Origin of the sequence: Aliivibrio sp. 1S128 (assembly GCF_001691065.1) — a bacterium.
GTDB lineage: Bacteria > Pseudomonadota > Gammaproteobacteria > Enterobacterales > Vibrionaceae > Aliivibrio.
The window spans coordinates 487,527-507,152 of sequence record NZ_MAJV01000025.1; the positions used below are offsets into that span (position 1 = coordinate 487,527).

Here is a 19,626-nt window from a genome sequence, read left to right on the forward strand (position 1 = left end):
TCTATTCGTTGTCTCTTCTAGAATTACCTAAGTCAATTTTATTTCTAATAGTGTGATAAATATACTTAAGCTGATAATGTTAAAAATAAATGTAATGTTATAGTGCTAGTTGTGATCCAATTTTTTTGCATCGTCGTATAACAAGGTATCGAAACTTTGGAGATGATTATGCAAACTCACTATGTAGAGGTTAGCAATCAGGTGAACCCAATACAATCTCAATCAGAAAAAGATGACAAAGCACGTCTTGATTCTTTGTTACAAGACGTTGCTTTATCTCAGGATAAGCGGGCTTTCTCCGAGCTATTTTCTTGGTTTTCTCCCAAAATTCGAGCGTATGGACTAAAAAAATTTAATGATCCAACGTTAGCGATGGATCTCGTGCAAGAAACAATGACACTTGTATGGCGAAAAGCCGCATTATTTAATTCAGAGAAAGGCAACGCATCCGGTTGGATATTTACGGTAATGCGAAATCACAGCTTTGATATGTTGCGAAAAATGCAATCAAATAAAGAGGATACAGTCAGTGATGAATTGTGGCCATTATTTGATAAGCAAACAGAAACTGTTGAACTAGATTGGTTAGAAATTAAAAAACTGAAAAATGCGGTTAATGTGTTACCTCATAATCAACGAGTTGTAGTTGAAGGGATTTATGAACAAGGTCTTACACAACAAGAACTCTCACATCAATTGAGTGAACCCATAGGAACGATTAAGTCGCGATTACGTTTAGCATTAACTAAATTAAGACAGGAGTATGAGCATGAATAAAATTACCCACCATCCTAGTGATGCATTATTGTATTCTCATATTGACGGTGATTTACCTGAATCTCTGTCTGTTGCAATGACTTTGCATTGTGATATGTGTGAACATTGCAAACAGAAAGCACAACGGTTAACGAATCAATTTGCAGATAAAGCATGGGAAGATTCTAATGTTAATGAGGCAGAGGCGGTCGATTTCACTCAAATGCTAGATGATATTTTAAATAGTGACGTTGATGTTAGTTATTTAAAAACGCCTTCAGTTGAGCATATCTTTATCGATTCTTTTCATTATGAACTACCTCATGTACTAACCCGTTATGCAGATATGAAATGGAATCAATTAGGGGCAGTCAGTCGAGCTAGTTTAATCGAAGAAGGAGCAACTCGCTCTAATCTATTACGCATAAATGCTGGTGGCGTTATCCCTAGTCATACGCACAAAGGTTTCGAGTTAACTCTTTTATTAGATGGTAGTTTTGAAGATGAATCAGGGCATTATCATGCAGGTGACTTTATTTGGTTAGATGCCACGAATGCACATAGCCCAAAAACCGATGATGGTTGTTTGTGTTATACCGTTCAAAACGCACCATTACATTTTACTCAAGGATTAAGTAAATTATTTAACCCTATTGGTCGATTATTGTATTAGTGTTAATTGTACTCTGTCTAATTTCTGCCTATATTTAATATAGTTAAATAACTAGAGCATCCTATTAAAAGATCACAGGAAGTGATCTTTTTTGAATACTATCGCGTAGTAATTCATAACCTCAATAAGGATATATCATCATGAAGCATTCAACTTTCATTAGTACATTCATTTCTCTTTATGGTGATTTAAATCGCTCCAACCTTCATCGACTCCCTGAAATTTATTCAAATGACATACAGTTTGTAGATGCTATTCATCAGATTAATGGTTTACCTCAACTGACACGTTATTTTGAGCATCTTTACGAAAATATTCTAGATTGTAAATTTAATATCCATAATGTGATTGAATCTGATAATGAAGCTAGCCTTTTTTGGACGATGGAGTATAGCCATCCTAAAATAGGTAAAGGAAAAGTAATTTCGGTGGATGGAACTTCTCATATTAAGTTTAATGAAACGGTTTATTACCATCGAGATTATTTAGACATGGGGCAAATGTTGTATGAACATTTACCGGTTCTTGGTTCAGCAGTAAGGCTGATTAAAAAGAGAATGCAGTCATGAAAACAATATTAATTACAGGAGCAACATCTGGAATAGGCTTGTCGTTAACTCAAAAATATCTTAAGCAAGGATATCTAGTCTATGCCTGTGGGCGCAACTTTACGTCGTATTCGGATATTGAGATATTAAAATCGTCAAAGATATCAGGAAGCTTAATTGAAGTTGTTTTTGATCTTGATGATAGCGATGCCATCGTTGCTGCTCTTTCAAGCGTTGATATGTTAGACATTGTTATTCTAAATGCAGGGACGTGTGAATATATAGATGATGCCCTAAATTTCGATGCTGCATTATTTGAGCGAGTGATCACAACGAATGTAATTTCAATTGGTTATTGTTTACAAGTATTAATACCTAAAATGAAAAGAGGAGGGCATTTAGCATTAATGGGATCGAGTGCTTCCTATGTCCCTTTTCAACGAGCGGAGGCTTATGGCTCTAGTAAAGCCGCGATTCATTATTTAGCTAAATCGCTTCAGTTAGATATATCACCAGATAAGTTCACGATCAGTGTTATAGCACCAGGCTTTGTGAAGACGCCATTAACGAATAAAAATGACTTTCCAATGCCGATGCTAATTGAAGTAGATAAAGCTGCTCAACATATTATGCTTGGTATAGAAAAGAATAAAAAACACATTTATTTTCCATTTCCATTTACGAGTTTTTTAATTTTGATGGGAAGTCTCCCTGACCGTATTTGGCATTGGCTCGCTTTAAGGATGAAACGATAATGAAAAAAATTGCAGTGGTTGGTTCTGGAGTTTCAGGGTTAGTTTGTGCGCATTTATTATCACGAGAGCATGACGTGACAGTATTTGAAGCCAATGATTATATTGGTGGGCACACCGCAACAAAACAAGTGAAGGCAGAAGGAAAAGAGTGGGATATTGATACGGGTTTTATTGTTTTCAATGACAGAACGTACCCAAATTTTATTGAACTATTGACTCAATTAGGGTTAGCAGGGCAAGAGACAGAAATGAGTTTTAGTGTTAAGAATGTAATTTCTGGTCTTGAATACAACGGGCATAATTTGAATACACTCTTCGCTCAACGATCTAATTTATTTAATACTAAATTTTTATCACTGATCAGTGAAATCCTACGTTTTAATAAACAATGTAAAGAATTGTGGAGTGAAGAACAAAGTGATGATCATATCGAACTCGATATTGATGGTACGTTAGGTGATTTCTTGTATCGTAATGATTACAGCAGTTACTTTTCGGAGCATTATATATTACCTATGGGGGCTGCAATTTGGTCTTCTAGCCTGCAAGACATGAAAGCTTTTCCATTGCATTTTTTCATTCGTTTTTTTCATAATCATGGTTTATTGGATATTGCGAATAGACCGCAGTGGTACGTTATTCCTCAAGGTTCTCATTCATACATTCAACCGTTGATTGCCTCGTTTAAAGATAAAATTCATTTAAACAGCCCTGTAACAAGTGTGACTCGACGTCCACAAGGTGTGACATTAGAGATAAACCATCAAGATAAATATGAATTTGATGACGTGATTTTGGCTTGTCATAGTGACCAATCTCTTGCGATGTTGAGTGACATCACAACGGCTGAAAAAACAGTATTAAGTAAGCTAACTTATCAAGAAAATGAAGTTGTTTTACATACAGACGAGAGCCTATTACCAATACAAAAACGCGCATGGGCTGCTTGGAATTACCACCTTGATACCGGCAATAAAAATAACCCATCAAGCGTTACTTATAATATGAACATACTGCAAGGGCTAGAGACAGAAGAGACGACATTTTGTGTGACCCTTAACAATTCTCCTTTGATCCATAAAGATAAAATACTAGGGACTTATAAGTATGATCATCCTGTTTTTAATACTGACACGATAGAAGCTCAAGCACGCAGAGAAGAGATTTGCGGCCGACATCATACCCATTTTGCAGGGGCGTATTGGTATAATGGTTTTCATGAAGATGGCGTAAAAAGTGCGCTTGATGTATGTCAGCGTTTTGGTATTAGCCTATGATACATTCTTGTCTCTATCAAGGCGACGTAAGACATCGACGATTTCAAACAAGGCCACATAGCTTTAGTTATCGTATGTTTTTTGTTGCCTTAGACTTGGATGAGTTAGATAAAACAGAAAAAATAGGATGGTTTAAAAAGGGGGATTTTGCGCCCTTGAGTTTCCGTCGCTCTGATTATATAGGTTCTAAAGATGAATCATTAAAAAAATCGGTATGGAATAAAGTAGCGGAGTTGGGAGGGAAAGGAGAGAAAGGAAGAGTGCTTTTTGTCGGACAGGTTCGTTGCTTTGGGATCTACTTTAGTCCAATCAATTTTTATTATTGTTATAACTCTCAAGGTCAACTCACCGATTTGCTTGCAGAGGTGAGTAATACACCTTGGAATCAAACCCACTATTACTTAATAAAAATTGGATCTGAGCAAATCATAGATAAAACCTTTCATGTTTCTCCATTTCTGGATTTAAACATGAAATATCATTGGTTTATTAAAGAACCGAGTAAGCGATTATCCTTACATTTAGAAAACCGTAGCTTAGGTGACCAACAAGAAAAAATTTTTGATGCAACGATAGCGATGACGCGTAAAGAATTTAATTCAAAAAATATACGTCAACAAGTGATCTCTATTCCGATGATGACCGTAAAAATAGTATGGGGCATTTATTGGCAAGCATTGAAATTATTCATAAAAAAAATTCCATTTGTGCCACACCCTAAGCAATAAGGAGAGAGCAATGGCTAACAATCAAATAGACGGACCAGCATTGAAGAATTCAACATTAATCGATGTTAAAAACAATAAATCAATGCGTTGGATTGATAGTATGGCACGTAAAGTGTTATTGGATTATTTAGGTAAAATGACTCAAGCTTCACTGACGATAAACGATGAATTAGGACAAGTTGTTTTGGGGGACCCCTTAGCCTCCCTGCAAGCAGTTGTAGAAATCAATAACACAGAAGCGTATCGAAAAATTTTATTCGGTGGTGGGATTGGTGCGAGTGAGGCATATGTTGCTGGTTGGTGGACAAGTCCAAATTTAACGAAGGTTATTCAGGTATTAGGGCGTGAAGAAGGTGTGCTTGATAGAGTAGAAAATAGCTTTAGTAAATTGGTTCAGTTTTTTGATTTAATAAACCATAAGCGCAATAAAAATACCAAAGAAGGATCGAAAAAGAACATCTTAGCGCACTATGACTTAGGCAATGAAATGTATAAAACGTTTCTTGATAAAGAGATGTTGTACTCAAGTGCTATTTACCCAAATGCCGATGCAAATTTGGAAGAAGCGCAACTATTTAAGTTACACACCATTTGCGAGAGACTTGAACTAAAAGAAGGTGAAACCTTACTTGAGATAGGCACGGGATGGGGAGCGTTAGCTATTTATGCAGCACAGCATTATGGCGTAAATGTGACCACGACGACGATTTCTGATGCTCAATATGAATTTGCAGAGCAGAGAGTAAAAGCCTTAGGATTAGAAGACCGAATTACGCTTCTAAAACAAGATTATCGTACGCTGGAAGGCCAGTATGACAAATTAGTATCAATAGAGATGATAGAAGCGGTAGGACACGAATACCTAGGCACCTTTTTTGATGTATGCAGCCGACACCTTAAACCTGAAGGCAAGATGCTAATTCAAGCAATTACCATTGCAGACCAACGCTATGACCAATACCGTAAAAGTGTCGATTTTATTCAGCGTTATATATTTCCGGGGGGCTGTTTACCATCGGTTAGTGTGATGGCAAATAAAGTGGCAGAGAATACCGATATGGTGATTACTTCTCTACATGACATAGGGTTAGATTATGCAAAAACATTACGTCATTGGTATGAACGTTTTGATGAGGCGAACAGTGATTTAAAACAAATGGGGTATGGGGATGATTTTATTCGCTTATGGCAATTCTATCTTTGTTACTGCGAAGGTGGTTTTTTAGAGCGTAAGATAAGTACTGTGCATTTAGTGGCTGCAAAACCACAACATGGGGTGTGCTAGTAGTCGACCATTACTTGTATTTACCAATCTAAATATATTGTTAATAATCAATTATTTAGCTTGGTAACTTAGGAGGCATCAATGTTACGTTATTTCCCTCTAATTAATGCAATCTGGTTTCAATTAGTTTGGTTTGCTGTCATCCTTTATCAACAGCAAGCGATTCCTTTTTTACTTGTTTCAATATTACTTCACCTTTTAGTTTCGCCAACACGGAAAATAGACTTTTATTTACTCATTTTAATTTCAATGTTAGGTGTTCTTGGTGATGTATTATTATCATTTACAGGTGTATATCAATTCTCTAATGATGCACTAATACCCGTTTGGCTCATTTTATTATGGTGTCATTTTGGTTTTGCTATTAATCACAGTTTAGGGTGGTTATCTCGTTTTCATCTTGGACTAATCGTTTTAATTGGTGCGGTTGCAGGCCCATTAAATTATTTAGCGGGACATAGATTAGGCGCTGTGGACTTCTCATATTCATATCAAATAACTTTATTTTCAATTGGAGTGATCTGGGCGGTCAATCTACCCGTATTTATTATTATTCAAAAGCGTTTAAGAGCAAAAATAAATAATGAGGGGAAGAGCCATGAGAACACTGATAAGTATACTCATCATAGCAAGCCTGTTAACTATAAATAGTGTGGCTGCGGCGCCATTGCAAGGTTTACAAAGCAGTGGAAAATCAGAGCTGTCATGGTTCTTAATCTCAGTATATGAAGCGCAATTGTTTACCACCTCAGGACAATTTGTGTATGGGCAGTACCCACAGGCGCTTGAGATTGAATATTATCGTAATATAACAAAAGAAAACCTAATTAAAGCGACCAAAGAACAATGGGAAGAGCAATCAATCAAGCACCCAGATTTAGATTTTTGGTTAGTTGAGTTAGAGCAAGTCTTTCCTGATGTGAAACCTGAAGATAAATTGGTTTTTAGTATTGATAAAATAGGAAATAATCAATTTTTCTTAAATGATAAGCCTATTGGAGCAATAGCAAATAAAGATTTCTCCCAGCTTTTTTTGGATATTTGGGTTTCAGAAAAAACCACTTACCCAGATCTACGTCTTAAATTAATAGGAGAATAATAATGAAAAAGATAGTGCTGCTTATTTTCAGTATTCTATTAGTTGGCTGCTCTTCTCAAGATATTGATGACTATGCAAATATAAGCCCTGAGTTTTCAATGAAAGCTTTTTTTCAAGAGAATTTAAAAGCAGAAGGGATAGTTAAAGATTTCAATGGCACTGTCATCAGAACGTTCACCGTCGATCTTCAAGCTCAATGGAATGGAGATACATTAACACTAGACGAACAGTTTCTATTTAATGACGGTGAAGAACAAGAGAGAACGTGGATTATTCAAGATCTAGGTGATAACTCATACACAGGAACCGCCAGTGATATTCTTGATACGGCTTATGGAAAAAGTGCAGGCAATGCTCTTAATTGGCAATATTCGATGATATTAAAAGTAGATGATTCAGAATATGAAGTAGATTTTGATGATTGGATTTATCAAGTCTCAGATAGTATTGTTATCAATCAAACTGAAATTTATAAATGGGGTATACAAGTCGGTGAAGTTGTACTTGTTATCCGAAAATAAGTAAAACCTTGAAATGAAACATGCCGCTAAACCAAAACCACTCACTTTATTCCCTCGTCGAAGTGAGTGGTTTTTTATATAAGATTAATACGAATAAATCGTTTATTTAAAATAAGAGTAATTTAGTTTTTATGCTACGGCACAGTCATTTGATAGCATTAATTCATGAGCGAAGAAGCGCTTTAATGTGGTTAAGTTTTCATAATGGCCATCAGCTGAAAGAAATTGCACCTCATTACAATTAGCAGCGACTAAATAGGTGGTCATCTCAGCGTTCTTTGCTGCAGAAAGTCCAGTAAAGCTGTCTTCTATTACGATACATTCATGAGGAGATATTCCCAGTTTTCTTGCTGCAGTCAAATAAACATCGGGGTGAGGTTTTCCAAATTGTTCATTTTCAGCACTGCAAATAACATCGAATGATCCCCATAAATTAAGTCGATTAAAAACGGCGTTGATCACTGTATGAGTTGATGACGTTGCGAGTCCGATTTGATAGCCTGATTCTTTAAAGAATTGAATGATATTAGCTAGCCCCTCCATTGCCTGACCTCGTGTTGAAATACGAATGCAGAGTCGCGTCAGTATATTTTTTTCAAGTACTTTTGGATCAATCTCGATATGATAAGCATGACACCATATTCTGGCTATTTCATCTATTCGCTTCCCCATTGTTAGTCGTTCACATTCTTGAGTGGAAAGAGTAATGCCATATTGCAACAAAGATTCTTTTTGAGCTTCTTGCCAGAATGGTTCTGAATCAATGATGACGCCATCCATATCAAATATAACTGCTTTCTTATTCATATATTCCTTCGTTCTAAAAGTGGATGTGGTAATTATCAAGTTGTATTTACCACATCAAAATAAAAGCGTTATGATATTTTAATTTCATTTATACTGACTTCTGTATGGCTAAATCCCGGTTGTTCGACTTTCACTAGATAGGTAAAAACAAACGCAAGAAGATAAAGTACGGTATAGGCAAGTACGACTCCAATCGTGCTGAAATAAGGCAATAAAAGAGCGGCAATTGCCGGAGCTAAGAAGTTAGATAAGCCAGAAGATAGGTTATAAACAGATATAGCAGCACCTTTGTGTTTTGGTTCAAGTGCAGGGAACACTGCCGCCATCGGAACAAATGCTGCGACAAAAATACCTAGAGATATTGCAGGGATCAGTGCCATATAAAAGTTATTGCCAAAGTGTTGAGGTATATAGTAGAAGGCAAGGGTAGATGCGGCCATTCCTAAACAACCAAACCAACGTACTATTTTTATCCACCCAAATTTTTCGCCCATAATCCCCCAAAACACATTTGAGAAGATAGTAGTGAAGAAGAAAACCGTCCATACCTGTAACCAACTTGAGGTAGTAAATCCTAATTCATCAACAAACATCATTGGCATGATTACAGCAAAACCAAAGAGAGATAATGTATTAATAATGCGAATGAAGCTTGAATAGAGAATATTTTTATTTGTATATAGCAAGGTGACTGCACGGCTTAATTCGGTTAATTTCTCTTTAGTAGTCAAATTTTGCATGTGAGTAGAGGTTTTTATATTTCGTAATGAAATCATTGCGATAATGCCACCTATGAAACAAAAGACTAACGATAACCATAGTGTGCCTAATTCACCGATCCACGGAATAGTAAAGCTAGGGATATAACTGCCCGCAACGCCAATACCAATTGAATAGACAGTCCAAAACCAACCTAATGATGAACTCACACTATCACTGCGTACGTTGTGAATAATTATGACAATGAAAGAATATAAGAAGAGGGGATAAGCTAATCCTCTGATCCCGTAAAATAACAGTATGAGGCCATAGTTAGAATTGCCTAATCCAAAAATCAAGAACAGCACGTGGAAGATACACCACATTATGAATCCAATTTTCATTGTCTTTTGTGGTGTAATTATTTCAGCAACAACCCCTGAAACCCAAGCGGATAGAGCAGCCGCTAAACCATATACTGTGAACGCAAGAGAGGCCTGAGTTGGTGTGAACCCAAGTTCTGTCATGTAATGAGATAAAAAGGCCAATTCAAAACCATCACCAGTCATGAATACGGCGATAGCGATATATCCCCATAATAGATTTAGTGGTAATCCTAACCACTGCTTGTTTGTATTTTCCATATATTTCTCTTTCTGTAGGGTAAAGAAAATGAGCACCCTTAATCAATTAAGGGTGCGTAGTTTTTTATTTTTTTAATAATGTATGTTTTATTTATTTCTTAGTATTAAATCATTGGTGTATAGATTTCTAAATTGTGTATATCGAGCAGACAAGTAATCGGTATTTATTGGTTGAGGTTGGTACACTTTATGTATTTCTGGTTTCTTACACACATCAGATAGTGCTTTTCCAGAGGACAGGCACGCGAGTCTCGCAGCACCCAGTGCGCCGCCAGTTTCTCCCCCTTTGTGAGTAACAATTGATATCGTTAATGTATCGGCAAGTAATTGTGCCCAGAATGGGCTTCTTGCTCCACCGCCTACAAGGGAGCACTGTGAAATCTCAGTGCCACTGTCGTTAAGCATTCTGAGTCCATCTGCGATACCAAAACTTACCCCTTCAATTACGGCGTAACCAAGTAAGGCTCGGTTGCTTGAGTGAGTAATACTATGAAATATCCCCTTTGCATTAGGATCGTTATGAGGAGTTCGTTCGCCTGATAAATAAGGTAAAAATAAAGGGGCCTTTGATTTATCTTCTTGGCTTAATTGCTCGATTTCTTGTAGCAACTCGACTTCAGTAATATCAACGAGGCGACAAAACCATTGTAAACAACTGGCGGCACTCAGCATGACGCTCATTTGATGCCAGCGGTTAGGAAGTACATGACAGAATGCATGTACCGCGGCTTCTGGTGCAGGGCAGTAGCTATCATTTACCACAAATAATACGCCTGATGTGCCTAGAGAAATAAATGCATCTCCAGGAGATACGGCACCGATCCCAATTGCACTAACGGCGTTATCTCCGCCGCCACCAGCAACGATAACCGACGGACTTAATCCCCATTGGAGGGCTATTTCTGGAGATAAAGAGCCTGATGAATCGCACCCTTCGATAAGATCAGGCATTTGGCTGCGATTTAGTTCGCACTTATCCAATAAGTAATCAGACCAATCTCGTTTTTCTACATCTAACCATAGTGTGCCTGCAGAGTCGGACATATCTGATATTTTCAAGCCTGTCATCTTGAATCTCAGGTAATCCTTAGGGAGTAAAACGGTTGCTACGTTGGTAAAGTTTTCAGGTTCATTCTTTTTGACCCAAAGCAATTTTGGTGCTGTGAATCCTGGCATTGCTAAGTTACCCGTAATTTTATTTAATTCGGATGCGTTAGCCTCTAATTCAATACATTCCTGGTAACTACGCGTGTCGTTCCATAAAATAGCAGGACGGATCACGTCTCCTGCTGAATTTAACAACACGGCACCATGCATTTGACCAGATAAACCGATGGATTTAATGGCTGCCCAATGTTGTTCGTATTTTTTCCTAAGTGTATTAATCAGATAATCTGTTGTTTCCCACCATTCTTGCGGGGATTGCTCTGACCAATGAGGTTGAGGGCGTTGAATAGTTAACGGCGCACTATGTGAAGCAACAATGTCCCCATTTTCATCGATAATGAGTGCTTTAACTTCAGAAGTACCAAGGTCGATTCCTAAATACATGCTTTTCTCCTATCGAATGAGTGATGAAACGTGGTGAATTTTTTCACGCAGTAGTGCTTCAAAATCATCTCGTTCTGCTAATTCACCAAATAGTGCTTTATCTCGAGCATATATTGCGATCGGATCAGCTGAATTAAACATGGTGTGAACGGATTCACTGTCTAAGATCCCATCTTGGTATTCATAAGGAAGTTCCCCCTTATGCCATTGTTCCATGAAGGTGTAGAAAAGAGCGGGTAATAATGCGGTTGCTGATGGAACTGCCCCACGTTGATAGCATTCGATCATGGTTGGCGTGATCATTGCTGGTATTTTTGAGAAACCATCTGCGGCTACGCGTTGGTTGGTATCTTCAATGTAGGGATTCGTAAATCGTTCAAGTACGACGTCACGGTAGGTAGGTAAATCAATACCGTTGTCACCTAAGCAAGGAATAACATCTTGAGTGATATATTCATCGGCGATGTTGTAGATGTAATCGGTTAATGTACTTTCATGAATAAATGTTTTTCCAACTAATGTTCCAGCCCATGCAATGCAGCTGTGAGAGGCATTAAGAATTCGAATTTTTGCTTCTTCATAAGGAATAACAGAGTCAACCATCTCAACATTAACAGTCTCTAAATTAGGACGAACGTCTTTGAAGTTATCTTCAATAACCCACTGAATGAAGGTTTCGCCCATTACAGGAGCATTATCTGTGATGCCTGTTTTTTCTTTTATGCGGTTTGGAAGTTCAACGGTTGGGCGTGGTGTAATACGGTCAACCATTGTATTTGGGCAGGTTGTGTTGTTTGTAACCCATTCAAGAACGTCTATTTTTCCTGTTAAGGTTAAAAATTCAACGAGTCCATCTTGGAAGCGCTCACCGTTGTGACGTACGTTATCGCAATTCAGTAGAGTTAAACTGCCTGATTTTTGCTCGATACGTTTTTCAAGGATCTTCGTGATCGTGCCATAAATCGTGTCAGAACCACCAGAAAGATCGTGTTTTATAGCGATGTTATTGATCTCTAGTTTATGGTTTGTATCTAAATAGTATCCTCCTTCAGTAACGGTAAAAGCGATGACTTTTGTCTCTGCTTTTGCGCCTTCCTTGATCAGTGGTGCTAAATCATCTTGCCATGGAAGTAATTTTTTTATTGATGTTATTTGTTCATATTTACATTCGCCAGCAGGGCTAATTGTTTCAAGAACGTATTCACCATTTTGTTCGGCTAACGTTGAAACGACATCTTCAGCGTCATTGCGAATGTTTCCTGCTGAAATACTCCATGTATCGTCTCCTGATTCAATCAGTTTATGTAGATACCATGCTTGGTGCGCGCGATGAAATGACCCTAAACCAATGTGTAGCCATGTGTATTTATTGTTCATGTTTTAATCCTCTAGTATTTGATAGCTTGACTATAATCGAACAATTGAAATGATAATTGATCATAGATCACAAATGGTCAAAAGATATTTAATTGGTCTTTTGCTCATTTTAAATCGATTGAAAGGTGTTGAACTAAATGTGTATTAAGAGGAAAATGTATTTTTACTGCTTTTGGTGAGTTACAGAGTGATTAAGGGAGTTTACATTGGCTAAAGATGACAGTTTTAAGCTTGACCAAATGGTGCGATCTGCGTGGATGTATTATGTCTCAGGGAAAAACCAAACAGAAATAGCATCCCAATTAGGATTATCTCGCCCAGTAGTTCAGAGGTTGATAGCGAGCGCAAAAGAGGAAGGGGTTGTATCTATTGGTCTTCATCACCCGATTGCAAGGTGCCTAGACTATGCGGAGCTTCTAAAAGAAAAGTACCAACTAATTGAGTGCAATATTGTTCCTGATAGCAGCGAAGAAGAAAGATTAGATAATGTATCCTTTGGTTGCTTTCAGCTTATGTCTAAGTATTTAAAGAATCAAACCAACAAAATTATTGGTATTGGTTCTGGCTTAACGTTAAAAAATGCAATTTACCGAATAGATTTTGAAACTCCAGAGAGTAAGTGTGTTGCGCTGATCAGTGCAATGGCAGTAGATGGTATATGTAATTATTATGATGACGTACCGCTGTTGTTAGCTCGAAAGTTGCAAGCGAATTATTATCAATTACCAGCACCAAGATACACGCTTTCTCTTGAAGAACATGATTTTTGGCGTAATACGAATGCCTTTAAAAATGTGTCACAAGTAGCTGAATCATCAGATATTATTTTTATCGGAGTGGGTGCTCTTGATAATGCGAGTGCGATTGTGAAGGATGGGTTTATTAGTTTTGATAAAGGTGAAGAACTAAGAAAACAAGGAGCTGTGGGAGAAATATTAGGACGGTTTATTAGTGAGGATGGACAAGTTGTTGATTGCGAAATTAATTCAGTGATCACTAGTTATGACATCCGTCAAAATAATTGCCCTCGAATTGCTACCGCTTGTGGTGAAGAAAAGCGTCCTGCGATTCTTGCTGCTTTAAAAGGTAAATGGATTAATGGGTTGGTTACCGATGAAGGAACCGCTAGATGGTTACTTGCAAGATAAATAGATCTTACTTAGAACGCAAAAACGCTGAGGATCCTCAGCGTTATTTATTTTTTCTTGCTCTAAAATTTACTTGCAAACAAGATTATTGTTACGGTTCTTTAACCCCTTATAGGCCTTCATCATGTTTTCTTTCTTCACAAAACGCTTTGGTGGTGACAATACTTCTAATTGGTAATCCGTATTATTATTCGTAATATTTTCTGTTGGGGAGATAATAACGACATTAAGCTTTGGGTTTAACTTTATTATTTGTGCCGCAGTGCCTAATCCATTTTCAATATGGAATTTCCCAGCAATGTGCATAACTTGAGAATCAGGATGCTCAATTAAGTAATCAACAATACTTTCTGCCATTGTGGCGTCCCATACCATTTGAGCGGCAAATTGCTTTTGCGTTTGCTCTTCATCACCATGATGCATAGAAGCGAGAAATTTTGATTTATAAGGAGATTCTGAGACATCAATGTTTTTTGCTAACCATGACGTTTCCATTGCATCCAATTTGTCTAGGTAATTAATACCTTGTTGACCTATGCATTTAACAATGGGTTTTGGTGCATTAGACGCAATAATGTCACGATTTCCCGCTTTTGCTATTTCCACCAACGGGCGATAATCACTTTCGTAATTAGGCCATGCATTCGCGTCAGACATTAACGTTTGCTCACCTATTTGACCGGTTAAATATTCGTCAACAACCGTTTGTTTATCACGGCTGAACTGCTCCATAGATAATGCTAATTTAGGGTTTGTTGCAGAAAGTTCTTTAAATAAATCGGTTTGGAAGCGGTGAACTGCCGCGTGAGTGTGCCATTCACCAACCAGAATAACATCAGCTTTTATTATTTCATTAGGTAAGGTTGAAAGAGATAAAGGCAAGCCTGTTGGCGATAGTAATTGATAATCATAGAAACTGGTGATAGCTTGGGAAGGTGCTGATGTTGATTGAATTTGTTGACTGCAACCAGACAACAAAAGAACAGAAGCAAGAGAAAATAAAAGCGTGGATTTCATAATAGAGATTCAGTAGAGAACAGTCCTATAGAGTAGGATAAAACGAGAGATAATTCAATCTTAATAGTAATCATTACCATTCGTAATTGTAAGGTTTGGATTAGATCTTGTATCTCTGTCACAGTACTGCAATTCAAGACTCGTATAATCGGGCTCTTGGAACTCACATAAGGATATTAATATGAGTGCAAATTACCTTGATGAAACGAGGTATCATGAAGAGGTGGAATTAGAGTGGCTAGACGCAATTGAAGCGGGCTTGTACTTCCATAATTCAATAGAGGTTGAGAGTGGTTCTGATACGACCCTCAACGATTAATGTTTTCAATTCTCACTATTTTTAATAGTACAAAGTGATTTAATCACTTGATTTAGGCAAGAAGGAAATAGATTCGCCTTCCGCGGTTAAAATCGAAATCTGTTCCGGCTTGCCTTTTTCATCCAATCTCAATTCCCCGATCGAACTTTTGTTGATTAATTTATCGTTGTTTGTCACTGACGGATCTCGTTTGGTAACAACTAAATTCTTACGTTTAGTAAACCAATTCAACGGAGAGTGTGGGCTATAAAGCACTCTGTCCATAAAATCACAAAAACGAAGTAAGGTATTAGGAAACTCGTTTTTAAACCCACTACAAGTAATTTGGTAGATATCAGGGCTTGATTTGCTGTGACGTAATTTAATGTCATAGGCAAAAGAGTAATGCACATCACCAGACAAGATAACAAAGTTTTGTGGTGTTTTAGGATGAGTAAGAATACTCAATAATGTATTTGCTGACCCGGGATGAGCCATCCAGTTTTCAGCATCAATTACTAACGGTTGTCCTAATAGTGTCATTGTTTTTTGCAAGGCTTCAATAAATTTAACCCCAAAAATAGGCGCAGCAGAAATGATGATAATCGCGTCTTGTCCAATGAGCTCATGCTGAAAATCAAGCATAGCTTCCCAATCCATCAAACCAGAAGGCTTATTAGAATTTGATTCAGAGCGCCAACGACGAGTTCGTGTATCTAAAACGACGACTTTTGGGGTGGTATTAATTGAATAATGCCATTGTTCAAAGCGAGTTAGATCTCTGATAAGAGCGGTGTGTTCGCCATGATCATAACAATGGAAAAGGTGACGAAAACGAGTCAAAAATGTGTCATCAAATTGTTCAGGGTTATTTCCCCAACCTTGGCAAAGAAAGTAACCCATTAAGCCGTTACCGATAACTTGAGCAGCAAGGGGGTGGCCATTGACGGCATTTTCCCAACCAATCGTTAAATTCCAATCATCGGTAATGTCGTGATCATCAAAAATCATATATGTCGGAATATGAGCAAACAATTGTTGAACGTCAGTCAACCCTTGTACAAATTGCTTTATAACAGTTTTTTCTGTTTTCCAGCAAGCTTGCCATTTTTTATCCCATTTCTCTTCGGCATCAGGAAGAGAAATGGGCAAAGTAATGCAATCCCACAAGGTTGGTGACCAAACTAATAGATACATGACGAAGAACTCGGCACATGTCATTAGATGGTTCTCATGCTCACTAGAGCTAAAAATAGGGCGTGATTTATAGACATTCCATCGAGAAAGGAAATTAGTATTGTCTGTATAATGCGGTAAGATCTTATCCCTATGATATAAATTATGTTCATGCGAATACAATTCAGAGCTGGTTGAAATTAGCTTATCGGGCAGCTGTTCTTCGAATAAACCTAACAACGGTATAATTTGTTGAATTGCCATTAACATTGGCCCTGCAACATCATCGGCATAGATCTGATCGCCACTCATCATTAGTAAAGACGCACGATCTTCAATCGCTTGTGTTTTCACTTGTTGATTGGCAATAACTAAACTGTCTTTACTTGGATAATGCGGATTACGGCAAGAACCATGCAAAACGTAATCAGCTTTATCTTTAATTATCAAAGAGAAATGTTCTTCAGAAGGATAGAGCGCATTAGGTATTAATTCGGATAATGCACCATATTGAGTAATGATGTCGTAACCAAGAGCTTGATTTACGGGGAAGCTCTCTTTGCATTGAAGTAGATAAACCCAAGCATGATGGCCAATTTTGATGCATTGTTCATCGGTGATCATAAACTTAAATGCATTACCTTCCCATTGAATTAGGGTATGACCGTCGAGGGGTTCTGAAGTCGTTAGCCATAAGTTGACTTCAGTCGCACTCGATTTCCTAATAATAGGCCCAGCAAGAACTAATGGTAGTGTGTTAGACATCAATTAATACAACTCTTAATAATGGATGAGACCATCATAATACTTGGTATGGCTAACTTGCAACATCCTGAGCTTTGGCATTTTTGTAGATTTCTAGTGTTTTTAATCGTTGTACTGCATGTTCAATAATAGGTTCTACATAATTATCAGGTGTTAATAGTGGTTTGCTATTGGGTTGATGTAATAGTTTTCCTGTTAGTATTGTTAATTCTGGCAACCAATATTTAATAAAAGTGCCATTATTATCAAAGCGTTCACTTTGTGTTGTCGGGTTAAAAATACGGAAATAAGGCGTACTGTCACAGCCAACAGATGCACACCATTGCCACCCTCCATTATTCGATGCAAAATCACCATCAATAAGTTTTGACATAAAATACTGTTCGCCCCAACGCCAATCAATGTGTAAATCTTTAACTAAAAAACTGGCGGTGATCATTCGTAAGCGATTATGCATCCAACCTGTATTATTAAGCTGTTTCATTGCAGCATCAACAATAGGAAACCCAGTTTCGCCCTTGCACCATTGGTCAAATTTATTACGGTCATTATTCCATTGAATATATTTGTCAAAGCTAAGGAACGCTTGGTTTTTAGATAGCAAAGGGTAAAAGTGAAGCAGGTGAGTGTAAAACTCTCGCCAGATGATCTCATCAAGCCAAATTTCTTGCCCCTGAGTTAATTGATTATTTGCTTCTAAATGAAGGCGCATAATGCATTGTTTGGCAGAGATTGCCCCAATGGCTAAGTAAGGCGATACCTGACTTGTACCTTCAATGGCGGGGTAATCCCGTTGTTCATGGTAATGTTGTGATTTTTCACGACAAAACTGACGCATATTGTTAAGTATTGCTTTGTTTGAAACAGACCATGCTTTACTTTCATTACTCATCGAGTTAGTAAAATCGTTCTCACTATAACGCAGCAGTGAGTTCAATTGAGGAGTCGATAATTGAACTGAAGCTGTTACTTTTTCAATGGTTGGGAAGTGCTGATAAAAGTACTCTCTCCATGCTTTTTTAAATGGCGTAAAAACCTTATAAGGTTGTTGAGTTTTATTTAATATTTTACCTGGCGTTATTGTGCATTTATCGTCATAAAAAGTGCAGTGAATATTTGGTAATAGATCGGTTAGTTTATGATCTCTATCGAGTTCGTTTGCTTCATACTCTTTATTTGCAAAAAGGTGTGAAACATTAAGATCGTTAAATACCGGTTTTAACGATAAGTGAATGTCTTTGAACCAAGGACAAGAGAGTATGAGTAATGGAATATTGAGTTCACTAAGCTCTTTTTTAAGCTCAATCAACCGTCGTTTAATTAAATCAATTTGAATGGTTGATTTATGATGCTGCTGCCATTGAGATTCGCTGATGATATAAACAGCGATAGTCGGTGCTTGATTAGCAAGGGCCGAGGATAACGCCTTGTTATCCGCGACTCTTAAATCATGCCTAAACCAAACACATTGCATTGTTGGTTTATAAGCCATAGCGTAATCTTAATTCTTGTGGGTATGGATTGAGGAACGATTGTTTAGCTAAATATTCATTAGAATGAATCCCTAAATGATGCTTAATTAAGGTAATAGGGGATAATAAAGGAAGTAACCCTTGATTGTAGTCTTGGATAATTTGAGCTAATTCAACTTTTTGTGGTGATGCGAGTTCTTTTTTGAAATAACCTTGGAGATGCATCAATACATTCGTATTGTTTTTACGAGACGCTCGTATTGTCATTGTTTGCATCAATTGAGTTCGATAAATAGCAAAGAAGTCATTAATGTCATAATCGGCTACTTTGGCCACTAATTTGCCTAAATTTTTGTACCCTACGGTAGAGTGTGACATTAAGGTATATTTATAACGAGAATGAAAGGCAACGATTTTACCGGCAGTAGGTTCACCATCCATTGATTGGTATAAATCGTGTAAACAGAACACACGAGTAATGAAGTTTTCTTTAAGTACAGGATCACTTAATCGGCCATCTTCTTCTACTGGTAGCCAAGGCATTTCTTTCATTAGGATTTGAGTGTAAAGACCAACCCCATTTTTTGTGGCACTGTTTTTACTGTATACCTTAACGCGTTCCATTCCACAGCTTGGCGAATTAGCACATACAATATAGCCACACATATCGGTTTCTTTGAGTCTATTAACTGTTTTTTGAGAGAATTCGATCATTGAATCGGTGTAATCGAGCGATGAATCTTTTGAATCAACCAGCGCGATTCTTTGCTCGTTTGTTATCAAACGTATTGTCGGTCGGGGAACAGACATACCACTGCCAACTTCTGGGCAAATAGGTACGTAAGTAAAGTACGGGGCAAGTACTTTAGACGCGAATTTGTTGCTTTTGTGTCCGCCATCAAAACGTACACTTTCGCCATTTACGCAGGAACTAATACCAACTTTAATATCCATGATTTGACACTCCATTGCTTATTTTTATTATCAATAGCTAATTAAACGAATTAACTCTCTATTTGGTTCACTTCAG

At 37.5% G+C, this 19,626-nt stretch carries 20 protein-coding genes; 12 read left to right on the forward strand and 8 right to left on the reverse strand.

All coding sequences use genetic code 11. The features are described from left to right. The first annotated feature begins 168 nt into the window (after positions 1–168). From A6E03_RS06390 to A6E03_RS06435, 10 genes are all read left to right on the forward strand, one after another. Positions 169–777 carry a sigma-70 family RNA polymerase sigma factor gene (locus A6E03_RS06390; protein WP_065593473.1) on the forward strand — a complete coding sequence of 203 codons (609 nt, stop codon included), beginning with the start codon at positions 169–171 and terminating at the stop codon, positions 775–777. Then, positions 770–1,429, forward strand: coding sequence for a ChrR family anti-sigma-E factor (locus A6E03_RS06395; protein ID WP_065593474.1), 660 nt, complete (start codon positions 770–772; stop codon positions 1,427–1,429). The genes A6E03_RS06390 and A6E03_RS06395 overlap by 8 nt, the downstream gene beginning before the upstream one ends. 140 nt (positions 1,430–1,569) lie before the next feature. Beyond that, positions 1,570–1,998 (forward strand): nuclear transport factor 2 family protein, encoded by a 429-nt coding sequence (locus A6E03_RS06400; protein WP_065593475.1) that lies wholly within the window; start codon positions 1,570–1,572, stop codon positions 1,996–1,998. Then, positions 1,995–2,732, forward strand: coding sequence for an SDR family NAD(P)-dependent oxidoreductase (locus tag A6E03_RS06405; protein WP_065593476.1), 738 nt, complete (start codon positions 1,995–1,997; stop codon positions 2,730–2,732). Before A6E03_RS06400 ends, A6E03_RS06405 begins: the two co-directional genes overlap by 4 nt. Next, positions 2,732–4,009 carry an NAD(P)/FAD-dependent oxidoreductase gene (locus A6E03_RS06410; protein ID WP_065593477.1) on the forward strand — a complete coding sequence of 426 codons (1,278 nt, stop codon included), beginning with the start codon at positions 2,732–2,734 and terminating at the stop codon, positions 4,007–4,009. The genes A6E03_RS06405 and A6E03_RS06410 overlap by 1 nt, the downstream gene beginning before the upstream one ends. Continuing rightward, positions 4,006–4,737, forward strand: coding sequence for a DUF1365 domain-containing protein (locus A6E03_RS06415; RefSeq protein ID WP_065600432.1), 732 nt, complete (start codon positions 4,006–4,008; stop codon positions 4,735–4,737). The genes A6E03_RS06410 and A6E03_RS06415 overlap by 4 nt, the downstream gene beginning before the upstream one ends. Before the next feature lie 10 nt (positions 4,738–4,747). After that, positions 4,748–6,022, forward strand: a complete 1,275-nt coding sequence (locus A6E03_RS06420) for a cyclopropane-fatty-acyl-phospholipid synthase family protein (protein ID WP_065600433.1) — start codon at positions 4,748–4,750, stop codon at positions 6,020–6,022. Positions 6,023–6,103: 81 nt separating this feature from the next. Further along, positions 6,104–6,673, forward strand: a complete 570-nt coding sequence (locus tag A6E03_RS06425; RefSeq protein ID WP_065600434.1) for a DUF2878 domain-containing protein — start codon at positions 6,104–6,106, stop codon at positions 6,671–6,673. Continuing rightward, positions 6,621–7,121 carry a chalcone isomerase family protein gene (locus A6E03_RS06430; RefSeq protein ID WP_065600435.1) on the forward strand — a complete coding sequence of 167 codons (501 nt, stop codon included), beginning with the start codon at positions 6,621–6,623 and terminating at the stop codon, positions 7,119–7,121. Before A6E03_RS06425 ends, A6E03_RS06430 begins: the two co-directional genes overlap by 53 nt. Positions 7,122–7,123: 2 nt before the next feature. Then, positions 7,124–7,642 (forward strand): DUF3833 domain-containing protein, encoded by a 519-nt coding sequence (locus A6E03_RS06435; protein WP_065593482.1) that lies wholly within the window; start codon positions 7,124–7,126, stop codon positions 7,640–7,642. Between the two features lie 129 nt (positions 7,643–7,771). Here A6E03_RS06435 and hxpB read toward each other — a convergent pair whose 3' ends face one another. From hxpB to dalD, 4 genes are all read right to left on the reverse strand, one after another. After that, complete coding sequence (hxpB, locus tag A6E03_RS06440) at positions 7,772–8,449, reverse strand: hexitol phosphatase HxpB (protein WP_065600436.1); 678 nt, start codon at positions 8,447–8,449, stop codon at positions 7,772–7,774. A 68-nt stretch (positions 8,450–8,517) separates the two neighbouring features. Beyond that, positions 8,518–9,792 (reverse strand): MFS transporter, encoded by a 1,275-nt coding sequence (locus A6E03_RS06445; RefSeq protein WP_065600437.1) that lies wholly within the window; start codon positions 9,790–9,792, stop codon positions 8,518–8,520. Between the two features lie 87 nt (positions 9,793–9,879). Continuing rightward, positions 9,880–11,343, reverse strand: coding sequence for a xylulokinase (gene xylB, locus A6E03_RS06450; RefSeq protein WP_065600438.1), 1,464 nt, complete (start codon positions 11,341–11,343; stop codon positions 9,880–9,882). 9 nt (positions 11,344–11,352) lie between these two features. Further along, entirely contained in the window at positions 11,353–12,720 is a 1,368-nt protein-coding gene (dalD, locus tag A6E03_RS06455; RefSeq protein WP_065593486.1) for a D-arabinitol 4-dehydrogenase, read from the reverse strand. Positions 12,721–12,926: 206 nt separating this feature from the next. Here dalD and A6E03_RS06460 point away from each other — a divergent pair, with 206 nt between their 5' ends. Then, positions 12,927–13,868: a sugar-binding transcriptional regulator gene (locus tag A6E03_RS06460; protein WP_065593487.1), complete on the forward strand. Its 942-nt coding sequence runs from the start codon at positions 12,927–12,929 to the stop codon at positions 13,866–13,868. A gap of 69 nt (positions 13,869–13,937) precedes the next feature. Here the strand turns inward: A6E03_RS06460 and A6E03_RS06465 are convergent, their stop codons facing one another. Then, positions 13,938–14,885, reverse strand: coding sequence for a ChaN family lipoprotein (locus A6E03_RS06465; protein WP_065593488.1), 948 nt, complete (start codon positions 14,883–14,885; stop codon positions 13,938–13,940). Positions 14,886–15,066: 181 nt separating this feature from the next. Here A6E03_RS06465 and A6E03_RS20000 point away from each other — a divergent pair, with 181 nt between their 5' ends. Next, the gene (locus A6E03_RS20000) at positions 15,067–15,204 is read left to right on the forward strand and encodes a hypothetical protein (protein WP_141676960.1); all 138 of its coding nucleotides are present in this window, start codon (positions 15,067–15,069) and stop codon (positions 15,202–15,204) included. Between the two features lie 39 nt (positions 15,205–15,243). On the opposite strand, the gene A6E03_RS06470 is transcribed toward A6E03_RS20000, so the two are convergent. The 3 genes from A6E03_RS06470 to A6E03_RS06480 are packed head-to-tail and all read right to left on the reverse strand — an operon-like array spanning position 15,244 to position 19,550. Continuing rightward, complete coding sequence (locus A6E03_RS06470) at positions 15,244–17,124, reverse strand: alkaline phosphatase D family protein (protein WP_065593489.1); 1,881 nt, start codon at positions 17,122–17,124, stop codon at positions 15,244–15,246. Between the two features lie 52 nt (positions 17,125–17,176). Next, complete coding sequence (gene phrB, locus A6E03_RS06475) at positions 17,177–18,616, reverse strand: deoxyribodipyrimidine photo-lyase (protein ID WP_065600439.1); 1,440 nt, start codon at positions 18,614–18,616, stop codon at positions 17,177–17,179. Beyond that, the gene (locus A6E03_RS06480) at positions 18,606–19,550 is read right to left on the reverse strand and encodes a DUF523 and DUF1722 domain-containing protein (protein WP_065593491.1); all 945 of its coding nucleotides are present in this window, start codon (positions 19,548–19,550) and stop codon (positions 18,606–18,608) included. Before A6E03_RS06480 ends, phrB begins: the two co-directional genes overlap by 11 nt. Between the last annotated feature and the right edge of the window lie 76 nt (positions 19,551–19,626).